Annotated in this window: 18 protein-coding genes and 2 tRNA genes; 12 read left to right on the top strand and 8 right to left on the bottom strand. The window is 34.0% G+C overall.

Annotation, left to right across the window (positions count from 1 at the left end; genetic code table 11):
* Positions 1-201 precede the first annotated feature (201 nt).
* From JOD96_RS12550 to JOD96_RS12540, 3 genes are read right to left on the bottom strand one after another with little or no spacing between them, the layout of a single operon-like run.
* Entirely contained in the window at positions 202-552 is a 351-nt protein-coding gene (locus JOD96_RS12550; protein ID WP_209564614.1) for a carboxymuconolactone decarboxylase family protein, read from the bottom strand.
* Complete coding sequence (tatC, locus tag JOD96_RS12545) at positions 545-1,360, bottom strand: twin-arginine translocase subunit TatC (protein WP_209564613.1); 816 nt, start codon at positions 1,358-1,360, stop codon at positions 545-547. Before tatC ends, JOD96_RS12550 begins: the two co-directional genes overlap by 8 nt.
* Complete coding sequence (locus tag JOD96_RS12540) at positions 1,360-2,325, bottom strand: SIS domain-containing protein (protein WP_209564612.1); 966 nt, start codon at positions 2,323-2,325, stop codon at positions 1,360-1,362. Before JOD96_RS12540 ends, tatC begins: the two co-directional genes overlap by 1 nt.
* A gap of 86 nt (positions 2,326-2,411) precedes the next feature.
* On the opposite strand from JOD96_RS12540, the gene recQ reads away from it, so the two are divergent.
* The 3 genes from recQ to JOD96_RS12525 all read left to right on the top strand — a co-directional run bounded on the left by recQ (position 2,412) and on the right by JOD96_RS12525 (position 5,801).
* Complete coding sequence (recQ, locus tag JOD96_RS12535) at positions 2,412-4,607, top strand: DNA helicase RecQ (RefSeq protein ID WP_209564611.1); 2,196 nt, start codon at positions 2,412-2,414, stop codon at positions 4,605-4,607.
* Positions 4,608-4,722: 115 nt separating this feature from the next.
* Entirely contained in the window at positions 4,723-5,379 is a 657-nt protein-coding gene (locus JOD96_RS12530) for a hypothetical protein (protein WP_209564610.1), read from the top strand.
* Positions 5,380-5,381: 2 nt separating this feature from the next.
* On the top strand, positions 5,382-5,801 hold the full coding sequence (locus tag JOD96_RS12525) for a hypothetical protein (protein WP_209564609.1): 420 nt from the start codon (positions 5,382-5,384) through the stop codon (positions 5,799-5,801).
* A gap of 99 nt (positions 5,802-5,900) precedes the next feature.
* Here the strand turns inward: JOD96_RS12525 and JOD96_RS12520 are convergent, their stop codons facing one another.
* Positions 5,901-6,140 (bottom strand): hypothetical protein, encoded by a 240-nt coding sequence (locus JOD96_RS12520; RefSeq protein ID WP_209564608.1) that lies wholly within the window; start codon positions 6,138-6,140, stop codon positions 5,901-5,903.
* Positions 6,141-6,264: 124 nt separating this feature from the next.
* On the opposite strand from JOD96_RS12520, the gene JOD96_RS12515 reads away from it, so the two are divergent.
* Both JOD96_RS12515 and JOD96_RS12510 read left to right on the top strand, forming a co-directional pair.
* Positions 6,265-7,824, top strand: coding sequence for an NAD(P)/FAD-dependent oxidoreductase (locus JOD96_RS12515; RefSeq protein ID WP_209564607.1), 1,560 nt, complete (start codon positions 6,265-6,267; stop codon positions 7,822-7,824).
* Between the two features lie 69 nt (positions 7,825-7,893).
* On the top strand, positions 7,894-8,985 hold the full coding sequence (locus tag JOD96_RS12510) for a hypothetical protein (RefSeq protein ID WP_209564606.1): 1,092 nt from the start codon (positions 7,894-7,896) through the stop codon (positions 8,983-8,985).
* A 57-nt stretch (positions 8,986-9,042) separates the two neighbouring features.
* Here JOD96_RS12510 and JOD96_RS12505 read toward each other — a convergent pair whose 3' ends face one another.
* The 4 genes from JOD96_RS12505 to msrB form a co-directional block, all read right to left on the bottom strand.
* A complete protein-coding gene (locus JOD96_RS12505; RefSeq protein ID WP_209564605.1) occupies positions 9,043-10,002 on the bottom strand; it encodes a quinone oxidoreductase family protein in 960 nt (319 codons plus the stop codon).
* Between the two features lie 236 nt (positions 10,003-10,238).
* On the bottom strand, positions 10,239-11,639 hold the full coding sequence (locus JOD96_RS12500; RefSeq protein WP_209564604.1) for an aminopeptidase P N-terminal domain-containing protein: 1,401 nt from the start codon (positions 11,637-11,639) through the stop codon (positions 10,239-10,241).
* Positions 11,640-11,760: 121 nt separating this feature from the next.
* The gene (gene msrA, locus JOD96_RS12495) at positions 11,761-12,378 is read right to left on the bottom strand and encodes a peptide-methionine (S)-S-oxide reductase MsrA (RefSeq protein WP_209564603.1); all 618 of its coding nucleotides are present in this window, start codon (positions 12,376-12,378) and stop codon (positions 11,761-11,763) included.
* 8 nt (positions 12,379-12,386) lie between these two features.
* Positions 12,387-12,950 carry a peptide-methionine (R)-S-oxide reductase MsrB gene (gene msrB / locus JOD96_RS12490; RefSeq protein ID WP_209564602.1) on the bottom strand — a complete coding sequence of 188 codons (564 nt, stop codon included), beginning with the start codon at positions 12,948-12,950 and terminating at the stop codon, positions 12,387-12,389.
* A 287-nt stretch (positions 12,951-13,237) separates the two neighbouring features.
* Between msrB and idi the strand changes: the two genes are divergently transcribed.
* The 7 genes from idi to JOD96_RS12455 all read left to right on the top strand — a co-directional run bounded on the left by idi (position 13,238) and on the right by JOD96_RS12455 (position 16,316).
* Positions 13,238-13,765, top strand: a complete 528-nt coding sequence (gene idi, locus JOD96_RS12485) for an isopentenyl-diphosphate Delta-isomerase (RefSeq protein WP_209564601.1) — start codon at positions 13,238-13,240, stop codon at positions 13,763-13,765.
* A gap of 22 nt (positions 13,766-13,787) precedes the next feature.
* Entirely contained in the window at positions 13,788-14,198 is a 411-nt protein-coding gene (locus tag JOD96_RS12480; RefSeq protein ID WP_209564600.1) for a 6-carboxytetrahydropterin synthase, read from the top strand.
* A 3-nt stretch (positions 14,199-14,201) separates the two neighbouring features.
* On the top strand, positions 14,202-14,660 hold the full coding sequence (locus JOD96_RS12475; protein ID WP_209564599.1) for a peroxiredoxin: 459 nt from the start codon (positions 14,202-14,204) through the stop codon (positions 14,658-14,660).
* A gap of 40 nt (positions 14,661-14,700) precedes the next feature.
* Positions 14,701-15,669 (top strand): type I phosphomannose isomerase catalytic subunit, encoded by a 969-nt coding sequence (locus JOD96_RS12470; RefSeq protein ID WP_209564598.1) that lies wholly within the window; start codon positions 14,701-14,703, stop codon positions 15,667-15,669.
* A 57-nt stretch (positions 15,670-15,726) separates the two neighbouring features.
* Positions 15,727-15,993 carry a hypothetical protein gene (locus JOD96_RS12465; RefSeq protein WP_026982865.1) on the top strand — a complete coding sequence of 89 codons (267 nt, stop codon included), beginning with the start codon at positions 15,727-15,729 and terminating at the stop codon, positions 15,991-15,993.
* 78 nt (positions 15,994-16,071) lie between these two features.
* Positions 16,072-16,145: transfer RNA gene (locus JOD96_RS12460), tRNA-Thr, on the top strand.
* Between the two features lie 97 nt (positions 16,146-16,242).
* Positions 16,243-16,316 (top strand) — tRNA-Thr (locus JOD96_RS12455).
* Positions 16,317-16,584: the final 268 nt, after the last annotated feature.

Raw genomic sequence — 16,584 nt, 5'->3', positions numbered from 1 at the left:
AGATAATTAGAAAATGAGATAATTAAAACTAACTCAAATTCAATTTTAAAATTTATTAGAAGGGACAAATTAAAAGCAAAATAATCAACTAGATAAATGAATTAACAAATTATTGCGTTTTTAAAATTATCCAATTGGGTATTTTAGATTAGGTAATTAGAGTGCTTTGAAATTATCTAATTATCTAAATTGGCACATTTTCTAATTAGCGTTCTCTTCTAAAGCTTCCCAAAATTCATAAGCTCTTCTTAAATGCGGAACTACAATTGTTCCTCCAACCAGAGTGGCGATTCCCATTGCTTCCATCATTTCTTCTTTTGTAACGCCTTCTTTATAGCTTGTTTCCAAATGATACTTTACACAGTCGTCACAACGCAAAACTGCCGATGCAACAAGCCCAAGAAGTTCTTTTGTTTTGACATCCAGAGCACCTGCTGCATACGCATTGGTGTCAAGATTAAAAATTCTTTTTACGATTTTATTATTATCTGCAAGCAGTTTCTCGTTCATTTTAGAACGATAGTCGTTAAATTCTTGAACTATATCAGACATTTTCTTTTAATTTATTTTTATAAACAATCTTCGAAATCAGGATGCTTACCTCATAAATAAGCAACATAGGAATTGCAACAATGGTCTGGCTTACGACATCTGGAGGTGTTACAATTGCGGCAATAATCAAAATGATGATTACGGCATATTTCCAGTATTTTCTTAAAAATTCAGGAGTTACTAATCCTAACTTGGTTAAGAAATAAATGATAATAGGTAATTCAAAAAACAATCCGCTGGCAAGAACACTCGTTTTAACCATTCCCATGTAAGATTCAATAGTAAATTGATTAATAACCACTTTACTAATCGAGAATGTTGCCACAAAATTTACTGACATTGGGATTACGATAAAATAGCCGAATATGACTCCTAAAAAGAAAAGTAATGATGAAGTAAAAATAAACACTTTAGCATTTTTTCTTTCTTTTTCATATAAAGCCGGGCTTATAAATTTCCAGAGTTCCCATAAGATGTAGGGAAAACTTAAAATAAAACCTGCTAAAATACACATCCATACAAAAATATTGACTTGCCCTTCCATTTCTGTATTCTGAATAATAAAATTCAGTTCAGTAATACAAATGCTCTCTGCAATCCCTAATTTATGTGATAAGTCACAAAACCACTGATAAGTAAAAAAAGAGGGCTTTGTAGGAGCAAGTATGATCTCGTCAAACAAATAATCACTAAAAAAATAAGTCACAACTCCCATTACCAGAACTGCAATTGTGCTTCTTACCAAAAGCCATCTTAATTCTTCAAGATGGTCTAAAAATGACATCTCGCCAAGGTTTTTCTTTGCCATTATACGATTCCTTCTTTTAAAATGTCATGTAAATGTAATACTCCTTTGTACTCTCCGTTATCAGAAACGATCAGCTGTGTAATCGAATAATCTTCTAATATATTTAATGCATCAACAGCCATTGTTTCTGATGATACTAATTTAGGGTTTTTGCTCATAATATCCTTTGCAGTTAAGTCAGCAATAGAATCGCGGTCATTTAGCATTCTTCTGATATCTCCATCGGTAATAATTCCGATAATTTTATCATTTTCGACAACTGCAGTAACCCCGAGTCTTTTTTCTGATATCTCAAAAATAACTTTTTTAACCGAAGTTTCTGGTGTTACCATTGGTTTTAACGAATGTTCAATCATGTCTTTTACACGAAGCAATAGTTTTTTTCCTAAAGCGCCACCCGGATGATATACTGCAAAATCTTCTGGTTTAAAATCGCGCATTTCCATTAAACAGACTGCAAGGGCATCACCCATAACAAGTTGTGCAGTGGTGCTGTTTGTCGGGGCCAGATTAATAGGGCACGCTTCTATATCAACAGTAGTATTAAGGACATAATCGGAACCTTTTGCCAGAAAAGAAGTTATATTTCCGGTCATCGCAATAAGTATATTTCCAAATCTTTTTAACAAAGGAACCAGCACTTTAATTTCTGGGCTGTTACCGCTTTTTGAGATACAAATGATAATGTCTTCTTTCTGGATCATTCCCAAATCACCATGAATAGCTTCAGAGGCGTGCAAAAACATAGATGGGGTTCCGGTGGAGTTAAAAGTAGCCACCATTTTTTGTGCAATTATGGCGCTTTTTCCTATACCGGTAACGATCAGTCTGCCTTTTGTTTCATAAATACGTTGGGTTGCTTCGTAGAAATTTTCGTCCAGAAAATCAATTAGTTTTGTAATTGCTTCACTTTCAGAGAGTATTGTTTTTTTTGCTATCGCTAATATATTTTCTTTCGAGATCAAAACAGAATGTTTAAAATTTGTATGTATAAAAGAAAGTTGTATCTTTATGTGTTGCAAATTTATACAAAATACCCTTAATATAAAGAATGAATTCAAACGAAATTGAAATACACAAGGAATTAAAGAAGTATTTCGGCTTTAGCCAATTTAAAGGCTTGCAGGAGCAAGTCATTACGAGTATCTTAGGTAAAACGAATACTTTCGTGATTATGCCTACAGGCGGTGGAAAGTCTCTTTGTTATCAATTACCCGCTTTAATTCAGGATGGAACGGCTATTGTTGTTTCTCCTTTAATTGCTTTGATGAAAAACCAGGTGGATGCGATACGAAGCCTTTCTTCAGAAAACGGAATTGCACACGTTTTAAATTCCTCTCTTACCAAAACTGAAATTACACAGGTAAAAAAAGATATTACTTCCGGCTTAACCAAACTTTTATATGTAGCCCCAGAATCATTAACAAAAGAAGAATATGTGGCTTTTTTGCAAAGCGTGCCAATTTCATTTGTTGCTATTGATGAGGCGCATTGTATTTCAGAATGGGGGCATGATTTTAGGCCAGAATACAGAAATCTGAAAAACATAATAAAACAATTAGGTCAGGTACCTATTATAGGTCTTACAGCAACTGCAACACCAAAAGTTCAGGAAGACATTCTTAAAAACCTGGACATGTCTGATGCTAATACTTTTAAAGCATCATTTAACAGACCAAATTTATATTACGAAGTACGTACAAAAACAAAAAATATAGAATCGGATATTATTCGGTTTATCAAACAACACAAAGGCAAGTCAGGGATTATCTATTGCCTGAGCCGTAAAAAAGTAGAATCTATTGCCGAAGTTTTGCAGGTAAATGGTATTAGCGCTGTCCCGTATCATGCGGGGTTAGACGCAAAATCCAGAGCAAAACATCAGGATATGTTTCTGATGGAGGATGTAGATGTTGTTGTAGCAACAATTGCATTCGGAATGGGAATTGATAAACCAGACGTTCGTTTTGTAATTCATCATGATATTCCAAAATCACTCGAAAGTTATTATCAGGAAACCGGTCGTGCTGGTCGTGATGGAGGAGAAGGACATTGTTTGGCTTATTACTCCTATAAAGATGTAGAAAAGCTGGAGAAATTCATGTCCGGTAAACCAGTTGCAGAACAGGAAATTGGATTTGCACTTTTGCAGGAAGTGGTGGCTTACGCCGAAACCTCAATGTCCCGCAGGAAATTCCTATTGCATTATTTTGGTGAAGAATTTGACAGCGAAACCGGAGAAGGTGCCGATATGGACGACAATGTTCGTAATCCTAAAAATAAGATTGAAGCAAAAGAACAGGTCGTTAAATTGTTGGAAATCGTACGCGATACCAAACATATTTATAAATCAAAAGAAATTGTCTTTACCTTAATAGGACGAATCAATGCGGTAATCAAAGCGCATAAAACAGATACACAGCCTTACTTTGGTTCTGGTTCTGATCATGACGAAAAATATTGGATGGCATTACTAAGACAAGTTCTTGTAACAGGCTATTTATCAAAAGATATAGAAACGTATGGTGTTATAAAAATAACACAAGAAGGATTAGATTTTATCCAGAAACCGGTTTCATTTATGATGTCTGAAGACCATGAGTATAGTGAAGCCGATGATGAAGCAATTGTAACGGCATCCAAGTCAACCGGTACAGCAGATGAAGTACTGACAGGAATGCTTCGGGAGCTTCGTAAAAAAGTAGCCAAAAAACTTGGAGTTCCTCCCTTTGTCGTTTTTCAGGATCCCTCACTTGAAGACATGGCCTTAAAATATCCAATAACTTTACAGGAATTATACAATATTCATGGAGTTGGAGAAGGAAAAGCAAAAAAATACGGCAGCGAGTTTGTCGCTTTAATAAGTCGTTATGTAGAAGATAATGATGTAATTCGCCCAGACGATTTAGTTGTAAAATCTACCGGAGTAAACTCTGCCAATAAATTATATATCATTCAGAATATTGATAGAAAACTGTCACTAAAAGATATCGCTTCCGCTAAAGGACTAACGATGGATGCCTTAATCAAAGAAATGGAGCAGATTGTCTATGCAGGTACCAAACTGAATATCAAATATTGGGTGGATGATATGCTGGACGATGATCAGCAGGAAGAAATTCACGATTATTTCATGGAATCAGAATCAGACAAAATCGAAGACGCACTAAAAGAATTTGATGGTGAGTATGATATCGATGAATTGCGTTTGATGCGAATTAAGTTTATTAGCGAGGTTGCGAATTAAAATGTGTTTTATGAGATTTTCGAAAATCTATTTTCTTTTAACTTTTTTTATTTCAATTAAATTATTTGCAACTGCTCAGGTTCCGGATTATTTAATCATAGAAAAGGATACTTTGATGATTCAGTCAAATCCATTAGAAGGGTATTTTAAGGAACACCCGATTCCTGCAAATTTAATTACAACAATGTCTACTGCTAATTGGAGAGGCTACATTGCTTATTTTAAATTTTTGAATGGAAAATTAGTTGTTGAAAATATTTATAAGGAGGAGCATAAAAATGATGATAAGGGTAAAACGGAATTTTTTTTAACTTCAATATATAAGGATGTCTTTGGTGAAAATAAAAACTTTGAATGTAGTTTTTATTCTGGTCTATTGATTTGTCCTTCTGGAAAAATGTTGGAATATATTCATATGGGATATAGTTCTGTATATGAAAATTATGATCTGATAGAGCTGAAAGATGGAGTTAATGTGAAATCTAAAAAGTTTACTGCTGAGGAATTTATGGATTATAAAAGGGAATATTTTAAATATTTTAAGAAAACCGACGAATACAAACAAAAAGCAAACGAGTTTAAAGAAATGACTGCTGAAATTGACAAAAATTTAGACATGCGTGTTTTCGGTAATTCAAAAAGTAAAAACAAAGAAAATAAGTATTTAAAGGAAAAAGAAGCTGCCTACAGAGCAGATAAACAACTAGATTCTTTTATGTTTATTTTTTTAAACGATTATATGAAAACAATTGAAATCCCTTTAACTAAATAAAAATGAAAAAACTATCGTTATTATTAGCTTCATTTGGCGTCTTATTATTATCAATCTTATTTTTTAGTTTTTCTACAGAAACAAAAGAGCAGGATTCTAAATTAATTGGAGTATGGAAAGGCTTTGAAGTTGAAAAACAGATTGATGGCGTAGAAAAACACTGGATACAACAAAGATTTGAAAATGGAACATATGTAATTATGTTTACTACAAAACAAGATTGCGAAATAGAAACTTTTACAGAAAAAGGAAAATGGTGGACAGAAAAAGGAAAGTTTTATGAGCTATCTTCCAATGCAAAAAATCCGGAAATTTACAATTATGAAATTAAAAATGAAGAAGTAGTGGAGTTTAAAAGTATTAAACTTTCAGGAGAAAAAAACGACACTTATACATTTAGTGATTATAAAATTAGCTTCTAATTTATTTAAATAAGTTATAAACGAAAATAAAACCCAAATTTCAGGCTGATAAAGCAATTGGAATTTGGATTTTTTTATTGGAATTTCTCGAAAATAATGTTACTCCATATATACTTCCCCCCGATGCGGTTTCAGGGCATCTCTTACCTGAATCATGTTTTCGTCGGTTACCACCATAAAAGCTGTGGCATGCATATCGTTTATAACATTGAAACCAGTAATGTTTAAAGGAAGTTTTTCAATAACGATATATTCTTTTAAATGAATTTCATGATGTTCAGCTGTTTTTGCAGAAGCCGGACCGCGAAAATCCCAAATTAGTTTTATTTTTCTAGACATTATTTAAGTAGGTGCAAAGGTTCAAAGTAACAAAGGTACAAAGTCTATTCTAATCTCATTTCAAAATACTATTTTTGCATGTTCTTTTCATAGAAAGAAAAGCTAATAGAATAAACACGATACAATGCCAAGAGAACTTTTACTACAGGTAACTCCCGAAACTGCAGCAAACGAAATACTGCTTAAAGACTATTTGTCTAAACAAATTAAAGTTTCTCCAAATGAAATTCAGCATATTTCAATTTTAAAACGGTCTATTGATGCGCGCCAAAAAGCGATAAAAATCAATCTGAAAGTCATAATCTATTTAAAAGGAGAAGCTTTTCAGGAAACAAAAATTGGACTTCCCGAATATAAAGATGTTTCAAAAGCACAGGAAGTAATTGTTGTTGGAGCAGGGCCGGCAGGGCTTTTTGCAGCTTTGCAATTAGTAGAATTAGGTTTAAAACCAATAGTACTGGAACGCGGAAGAGATGTGCGAGGACGCCGTCGTGACTTAAAGGCAATAAACAGGGAACATATCGTAAATGAAGATTCTAATTATTGTTTTGGCGAAGGAGGAGCAGGAACGTATTCTGATGGCAAATTGTATACACGTTCTAAAAAACGCGGAGACGTAACGAGAATTTTGGAGCTTTTGGTTGCCTTTGGCGCTTCAGAAGATATTTTGGTTGAAGCACATCCACATATTGGGACCAATAAACTGCCAAAAATTATAGAAGATATCCGTAATAAAATCATTGAGTTTGGCGGACAGGTTTTGTTTGATACACGTGTTACAGATATTTTGGTTAAGAATAATGAAGTCGAAGGAATCGTAACGCAAAACGGAGATAAGATTCTTGCCAGTAAATTGATTTTGGCAACAGGGCATTCAGCTCGTGATATTTTTGAGTTATTAGACAAAAAGAAAATTTTTATAGAAGCAAAACCTTTTGCTTTAGGAGTTCGTGCCGAACATTCGCAGGAACTCATTGACAGTATACAATATAGCTGCGATTACAGAGGCGAGCATTTACCGCCAGCACCATATTCTATTGTAAAACAGGTAAACGGCCGTGGAATGTACTCATTTTGTATGTGCCCGGGCGGCGTAATTGCTCCTTGTGCCACAAGCCCGGGAGAAGTGGTTACAAACGGCTGGTCGCCGTCTAAACGCGATCAGGCAACTGCAAATTCGGGAATTGTAATTGAATTAAAACCAGAAGATTTTAAGCCTTTTGCAAAATTCGGCGCTTTGGCCGGAATGGAATTTCAAAAAAGCATTGAACAAAAAGCATGGCATTTGGCGGGACAGACCCAAAAAGTTCCGGCACAAAGAATGATCGATTTTACTCAGAATAAAATTTCATCAGATATTCCCAAAACATCCTATGTACCCGGAACGACTTCGGTTGAAATGGGTCAGGTTTTTCCGGGATTTTTGTCGCAGATTTTGCGTGAAGGATTTAAAGAATTCGGAAAATCAATGCGTGGTTATTTAACAAACGAAGCCATTTTGCACGCTCCGGAAAGCAGGACTTCATCGCCGGTGAGAATTCCGAGAGATGCCCAAACTTTAGAACACTTACAGATAAAAGGGTTGTATCCTTGCGGAGAAGGAGCAGGGTACGCAGGCGGAATTATTTCGGCGGCAATTGATGGTGAAAAATGTGCCTTGATGATTGCGGAATCTTTGAAATAATCTGCGGACTGTTTTCTGGTTATTAAAATTTGTAATACATTTAGTTCTCTTTTAATAATTATAAGCCCAATGAAAAATTTCTTCTCCAATTTATTTAACAGAAACAATGATCCGCAATCAATAATTTCTTTTGATGTTATTGATCCCATTTATTCTTACTTATACAACGAAAAAGGAAGTTTTGAATTCAAGGTAAAAGGAATTCAAGAGGAAGTATCCGTTAATTTGTTTTATTTTCCTGGCTCTTTTGATCACGAAGAGGGGCATGCAGAAATTAAAAAAGCCGGTTTCAATAATTCTTATGAGGTCTTAAATGAACTTTATAAAAAGATTGATATTGGCGCAATTTCCGAAGAAGATATGAATGCCGGATTAGAATATGATTTCATTCATATTCAGTTTTATTCTGCACCGAGCAAAGAAATGAAACAGTATTTCAAGCGTGTCATTAATAACTTTATCATTATTTTTTGCTGTACAAATAGCTTAGAAACAAACGATTTTAAGATATTGTATTCAAGTTATCATTTTCTTGATTATACAAAAGGATTGCTGGAAACGGAATATCTTGATTTTAATAATCCAAAGAACGAAACGCAGGAAATTGGAATTAAAGATTTTAAAATCGTTTTGCAGGGAATCTGTCAATACATGAATATAGAAATTCCTGAGAGCGTCGAACTGCCATCTTCAGAGAATTTACTAGAAGCAGAAGAGGTTACAGTGAAAACTTTTGAAGAATTTATAAAACTAGTTTCCAGAGGAAAGGCAGATCAAAAACTTATCAGTAAACAGTCAAAAAAACTGTTTAAGGATTTTCAGAAAGAATCAAAAGATTACCACGCAAAAGTTGAAGGTCATTTTGAGTTTTTTGAAAGCATTGATGCCTGGAACAGCGACTGGAAATTTGATCCGGAAGATGCAGAATATTTTATTTCAGAAATGATCGGGCAGGATTTAAATTTTGCTTATCCCGAAAAAACTTATAGCCATGATTTGTTCCCCTATATTCAGTCGGCTTTAGAAAAATTGAATTTAGAATTGATGTCGTACAATACAAATGGGGATAATTATTTGTTCTTTTTAGCAAATAAAGAGGATGTTTCCAGAATTTTAAAATTGTCTGATTTGACTAAAATAGAGGTAGATCAATTATCGTAATTCTGTTGTTATCCCTCGTTTCATCGGGATAACAACAGAAAAATAAGTACTATTTTTTTACGGAATCAAAATGATTTTCCCTGTGCTTTTACGGCTTTCAATATAATCATGTGCCAGTTTTCCTTCTGATAATTTGAAAGAAGTCGGTTCAGAAAGCTTAATTTTTCCATCAATAATCCAATTAAATAACTGATTGGCTCTTTTGATTCTTTCTTCCTTAGAATTTAAATAACTCCATAAATCGCCTCCTGTTAAGGTTTTAGAACCATCCATTAGCATTCTGGGGTCTACAGGCTCAGGATCGCCGCCCGCCATTCCGAAGAAAACAACCTGACCACATTCCTTAGTTACTTCAAAACTTTCTTTTAAAGTGCTTCCAATGCTGTCATAAACAACATCTACACCATTTTCAATCACGTTAAAAACTTCCGCTTTCCAGTCTTCATTGTACAGACAAACATGATCCGCGCCTTGTTCAAAAGCAACTTTCGCTTTGTCTGGAGACGAAGTTAAACCAATCACATTTGCTCCCAGAAGCTTACTGATCTGAGTTAAAATCTGTCCAACTCCGCCGGCAACTGCATGAATTAAAACTGTTTCATTTTTTTGAGTTTTATGACTGTCTGTAGCTAAATAATGTGCTGTTAAGCCTTGTAATAAAACAGCAGCTGCAGTTTCAAACGAAACAGCTTCCGGCAGAGGTAAAACATGATTTACATTTACAGCAACCAATTCTGCATTTGCAAATGGCGCATCGGCAAAAGCCACACGATCCCCAATTTTATATTCCGGGTGATTATTATTGTCTGCAACAATTCCTGCACCTTCATAACCAGCAATAAAGGGAGGATTTCCTTTTAGGTGATAATTTCCCTTTCGTCTGTAAACATCTGCAAAATTTAACCCGATGGCTTTCATCTCGATTAAAATTTCATCGTTTTGCAACCGTGGATTGGGAATTTCTATATATTCTAAAACATCTGATTCTCCAAAAGAAGAAAAGGTAAGTGCTTTCATTTTTTTATTTTTAGGAATACAAAGTACGGTAAAATTCAGATGAAGTTTTAAAAGCTGATCATGAAACTGCATAAAAAAACCTCGTTTATACTTAAAACGAGGTTTTGTTTTTTTGCTACAGATTAAAAGATTTAAAAAATTTTTTCGCCGCGAATTTTACTAATTAACACGAATTAATTAGTGCAGATTCGTGAAATTCGTGGCAAACTGTCTAGGATTTTAAAGCAAAAAATAAATTATATTTTAGGAAATTCCATGTCGTTAAAAGTACTTTTTTGTTTAGCCAAAGCTTCAATTTCTTCCCATTTTCTTGGAGAATCTGCAGACAGATTTTCGTATGAATCTTTTTTCATTAAAATATCATCTTCTATACGAACACCAATATTCCACCATTTTTTATCACATTTACTGTTTTCCGGAATGTAAATTCCAGGCTCAACAGTAAGAATCATATTTTCCTTAAGTGTGCCGGAATAGTTTCCTTTATCATGAACATCTAAACCCAGAAAATGAGAGCATCCGTGTGGATAATAAATTCTAGCATCCTTTGGATCAGTAATGATGCCAAGTTTGATTAATCCTGCGGCTATAACTTCTCTTGATCGTGTATTTAAATCCTGAATCGGCGTTCCTTCTTTGCAGATTTTAAAAACTTCTTCCTGCGCTTCATATACCAATTGATAAATTGCTTTTTGTTCTTCGGTGAATTTTCCGTTGGCCGGAACTGTTCTGGTAACATCTGCAGAATAGCCGTGATACTCAGAACCTACATCCATAAGCAACAACTGATTGTCAATTTTTGTAGCATTATTTTCTCCGTAATGCAAAATACAGCCATTTGCTCCGGCACCCACGATTGGAGGATAACCCTCATCTTCTGATCCATAATGTCTGTGAATGTATGCATGAATTCCGTCAGCTTCATTCTCGCTCATATCAGGTCCAACCGCCTTCATGACTTCATTGTGTGCAATACATGATAGCTTTACTGTTTTGCGCATTAATACTAATTCTTCCGGAGTTTTTATTTCACGAAGTGAGTTGGTAATGTTGGTAAACAATTCTACTGAAGCTTCATTTTCTTCCGAAATTTCTGCTTTGGCTTTAAACGATTGAATTAATGCATATATATTGTCAACATTATTGCTGGTAGAAATGTTGGTTGGAATTTTATCATAAATGATTTTGTCAAACTTTTTAAAATCAATTTTAAAAGCATGAAAATCTTTTCCGTTATAAACCTTTGTAAAACCTAACTTATTTTGAGCACCTTCAGTTCCTAAACGTCTTCCTGTCCACATTTCTCTGTTGGCATTTCTCTCTCGTACAAAAAGCACTTCGGTATACTTTTCTGTTCCCTGAGCATCTTTAAAAAGTAATAAAACAGCATCTGGTTCTTTGTATCCTGTTAAATAATACATGTCCGGATTTGCGTGATAATTGTAATTAATGTCTTTTGAAAATACTCTTTCGGGATAAGAAAAAATAACAGCTACAGAATTGGCTGGCATCAAAGCCTTAAAAGCTTCACGGCGTCCTTTGTGAAATTCTTTTGAAAGATAATCCGTTGGCAGATTTTTTTGGGAATGGACCTGAAAAATGGTTGTTAGTAAAAAGAACAGAAGAAAACGTTTCATTTTTTGATAGTTTTAAGTTGATGATTTTGGTTTTTAATGGAATGCAAATTACAAAAAATGCGAATACTGTTTTAAATAAAAAAACCGCTCATAAAATGAACGGTTTCTATAGAATTAATAACTATTTCTTTTTTAATTTGTCTTTAAAGACCTTCTCAAATTTTTCAATCTTAGGCTGAATCACCATTTTGCAATACGGCTGATTTTTGTTATTAGAATAATAATTCTGATGATAATCTTCTGCTTTGTAGAATTTAGTAAAAGGCTCGACTTTTGTCACTATCGGACTGTTGTACACTTTTGCTTTATTTAATTCTGCTATAATACTTTCCGCAGCCTTTTTTTGTTCAGGATTTTTATAGAAAATTACAGAACGATATTGTGTCCCAACGTCTGCACCTTGTCTGTTTAAAGTAGTGGGGTCATGAACAGTAAAGAAAACCCTGAAGATTTCATTTATGTCTGTTATCGTTTTGTCATAAGTAATCTGCACTACTTCGGCGTGGCCGGTAGTTCCCGTGCAAACTTCTTCATAAGTTGGATTAGCGGTTTTTCCGCCGGCAAAACCCGAAACTACAGATTTTACCCCGTTTAAGTTTTCATAAACCGCTTCAACACACCAATAACAGCCTCCACCAACGGTAATGGTTTCAAAATTGGATGTTTTTTTGACTGTTTTCTCTTGTGCAAAACCGGTTAGGGATAATGCTAAAAAGCCTATTAAAAATATATTTTTCATGTTTATTATTATTTAGAATCAGGAATAAAATCAAGTGCAATCGAATTCATACAGTAACGTTTTCCGGTTGGCTCAGGGCCATCGTCAAACAAATGGCCTAAATGCCCGCCACATCTTCCGCAAAGCGCTTCAATTCTTTCCATTCCCAGAGAATTATCATTTTTATATACTACACTTTTTTTGTTGTCCTGCTCAAAGAAACTTGGCCACCCGCAGCTGCTTGCAAATTTTGCGCCTGATCTGAAAAGTTTATTTCCGCAGGAAGCACAGTAATAAGTTCCTTTTTCATCAGTGTTCCAATACTTTCCGGTAAAAGGCCTTTCGGTATCTGCCTCACGCATTACGGCATACACATCTTCGGGAAGCACTTTTTTCCACTCTGCGTTGCTGATATTAAGTTTAGTTGTGTCTGTATTTGAATAATATGGATTTCCTGGTTTACTGATTTTATTTTCCATAACAACAGTTTTAGTATTTGTTTTTTTAGTGTTTTGCCCGCACGCCTGAAAGATAAATAGCGGGAGTAAAAAGCAAAGGCTGAAAAATTGAGTTTTTGTTTTTGAGGTTTTCATGAGGCTTATTTTTTAATAGTTCAAATGTACGACGACACTTCGGTTCGAAATGTCGCCTATTTTACAATTGAGATTTTTTTAAGTATGATTTAACGTTTTATTATTTACGTAAAAGAGCCGTAATAAGTTTTAACGCTTATTTTTAAAGGTTTTTTGAATATTGGTTTCCTTTAATTGATTGTAAATTAGTTTGTTGTAAAAACATTCTCTCGTTAAACTTTTCACAATCTTTTCTGAGATTTTCAAGCCATTTCTTTTTTCGTATTTTTGTTTGTACAAAATGCCCTATGATAGAAGAAAACGTAATATTAGTCAATCAAAATGATGAGCAAATTGGCTTAATGCCAAAATTAGAAGCACATGAAAAAGCGCTTTTACATCGTGCTTTTTCAGTTTTTATTTTGAATAGCAAAAATGAAATAATGCTGCAGCAGCGTGCACATCAAAAATATCATTCACCTTTACTTTGGACCAATACATGTTGTAGTCATCAGCGTGAAGGCGAAACTAATATTGAAGCAGGAAGCCGAAGATTGTTTGAAGAAATGGGTTTTAAAACTGAACTGAAAGAATTATTTCATTTTATATACAAAGCTCCTTTTGATAATGGCTTGACAGAGCATGAACTTGATCATGTTATGATTGGTTATTATAACCAGGAACCAGCTATTAATACAGAAGAAGTAGAGGCATGGAAATGGATGAAGATAGAAGATGTAAAAGAGAATATAGAGAAACAACCCGAAATTTATACTGTGTGGTTCAAAATAATTTTTGATGAATTTTATCATTATTTAGAAGAGCATAAGATTTAACCATACATAACCAAAGGCCTAAATGAGAGTAACCATATCAAGAAAAGCACATTTTAATGCTGCACATCGATTGTACAGGAAGGATTGGACATCAGAAAAAAACGATTTAGTTTTTGGAAAATGTAATAATCCCAATTTTCATGGTCATAATTATGGTTTAACAGTAAGTGTTACAGGAAAAATTGACCCGGAAACCGGTTTTGTAATAGATGTGAAAGTATTGGCGGACATCATACTTCAGGAAGTAGAAATTCCGTTTGATCACAAAAACCTGAATCTGGACGTTCCCGAATTCCAGGATTTGAATCCAACTGCAGAAAATATTGCCGTTGTGATATGGAATAAAATTAGAAAAAGAATTCATACCGATTTTGATATAGAAATCGTTTTGAATGAAACGGACCGCAATTTTGTAACTTATAAAGGAGAATAAAAAATGTCATTAAAAATAGGAGATATAGTTCCGAATTTTACTGCAAAAGATAGTCATGGAGAAGTTTTTGAAAGCCAAAGTTTTTTGGGACGAAAACCGCTCGTGATTTATTTTTATCCAAAAGACAATACCCCGGGCTGTATTACAGAGGCTTGTAGTTTTCGGGATCAATATGAAGATTTTAAAGATTTAGGAGCAGAAGTAATAGGCATAAGCAGTGATAGCGTAAAATCACATCACAAATTTGCCAATAAACACAAACTCCCTTTTATTTTACTGTCTGATCATAATAAAAAATTGAGGCATCTTTTTGGTGTACGAAATAATTTATTTGGCCTTTTACCAGGCAGAGTTACTTATATTATTGACAAAAATGGAGTGGTTATTTATATTTTTGATAGTATGAATGCCTCCAAACATATTCCAAAATCGTTGAAAATAATAAAAGAATTAGTATTGTAGATTTTTAATTAATTATAAATATTAGCCATAAACTAAAAATATGAAACCAGAATTATACCCATTACAATTTGAGCCAATCCTAAAAGAAAGAATTTGGGGAGGAGAAAAACTTAAAACAATATTAAATAAGCCTATTACGTCTAAAATTACTGGCGAAAGCTGGGAATTGTCTACTGTTGAAGGTGATGTGAGCATTGTCGCTAACGGAAACCTAAAAGGAAAATCCCTTATGGAACTTATTGATGAAACGCCAAACGGAATTTTAGGAACAAGAGTTTACGAACGCTTTGGGAAACAATTTCCTTTACTTTTTAAATATCTGGACGCCAGAGAAGATCTTTCTATTCAGGTTCATCCAAACGATAAACTGGCAAAAGAGCGTCATAATTCTTTTGGTAAAACCGAAATGTGGTATGTAATGCAGGCAGACACTGATTCCCGTATTATCGTTGGATTTAAAGAAAATTCAAGTAAAGAAGAATACCTGAAACATTTAAATGATAAAACACTGGTTTCAATTTTAGATGATGTAAAAGCAAAATCGGGAGATGTTTTCTTTTTAGAAACCGGAACCGTTCACGCCATTGGTGCAGGATTAGTTGTTGCCGAAATTCAGCAGACTTCTGATATTACGTATCGTTTATATGACTTTGATCGTAAAGATGCTCAGGGAAATACAAGAGAATTACACGTAGATCTGGCACTAGATGCAATCAACTATAATAAAGTTGATACCCATAAAAAATATGAGACAAAAACAAATGAATCGAATGTTGTTGTAGATTGTCCTTATTTTACAACTAATTTTATTCCGTTAGAAAATAAAGTTGATGTTTCTAAATCCGGAGAGACCTTTACAGTTTATATGTGTATTGAAGGAAGTTTTGAAATTGAATATGCAGGCTTTAAACAAGCGTATAAAAAAGGAGATACTGTTTTGGTTCCGGCTGAGATAAATGCATTTATTCTAAGCGGAAAAGCTTCAATTTTAGAAATTTACATTTCTTAACGTATATTCTAAAGATAATACGTATTTTTGCAGTCGCAAATTAAAATAAAAATAAAAATGGCAAACGTTAAGAATTTAAAGAAAGACATCAATTTCGTATTAGGAGATATTATTGAGGCAATTTACTTATTTGAAATGTCTACTACAGGAAATCCAACTCCGGAAACGAATGCTTTGATCGATCAGGCTATCGCTGCTTTTGATACTTTGATCACAAAAGTGAATGCAAAGAACGTTGAAAACAAAAAAGCGCACTTCAAACAAATTAATGTTGAATTGGAAGAAACTGCAAATCAATTGATTGCTAAAATCAACGAATTGTAAGCGAAAAAAAGTATAAAAAAGTGCAAATTTATTTTGGTAAAACCAAAATCCGCTTTATATTTGCACCCGTAATGAGTCGCCAGCGTAGCTCAGTTGGCTAGAGCAGCTGATTTGTAATCAGCAGGTCGTGGGTTCGAGTCCCTCCGCCGGCTCAACAAAACCATCACTTTTAGTGATGGTTTTTTAGTTATAATGAGGGCAGGTTTGTTTTGGAAAATAAAAAATCCACAGAAAATTTGCATCAAATAGGCCGATGTAGCTCAGTTGGCTAGAGCAGCTGATTTGTAATCAGCAGGTCGTGGGTTCGAGTCCCTCTATCGGCTCAAAAACCATCACAAAACTGTGATGGTTTTTTTTTGTTTCAAACTCAAAATGAAATTTTAATTATTTGATTATAGCACACGATTTTCATCGTGGAGTTTGGATAATAATTCTATTGTCGTCAATATTGTGTTCAATGGTTGAAATCATTGGCAATCCTTGCAATAATATTCTATAATGACTAGTCCTAAATAATCGATACAGATTATTAGACAAATATATTTAATTAAACACCTGTAAGAACTTTTTTTACAGGTGTTTTTCTTTTAT

The organism is Flavobacterium sp. 1355 (assembly GCF_017833415.1).
Taxonomy (GTDB): domain Bacteria; phylum Bacteroidota; class Bacteroidia; order Flavobacteriales; family Flavobacteriaceae; genus Flavobacterium.
The sequence above is the reverse complement of the archived record's forward strand: the minus strand, read 5'-3'. Positions and strand labels throughout refer to the sequence as shown.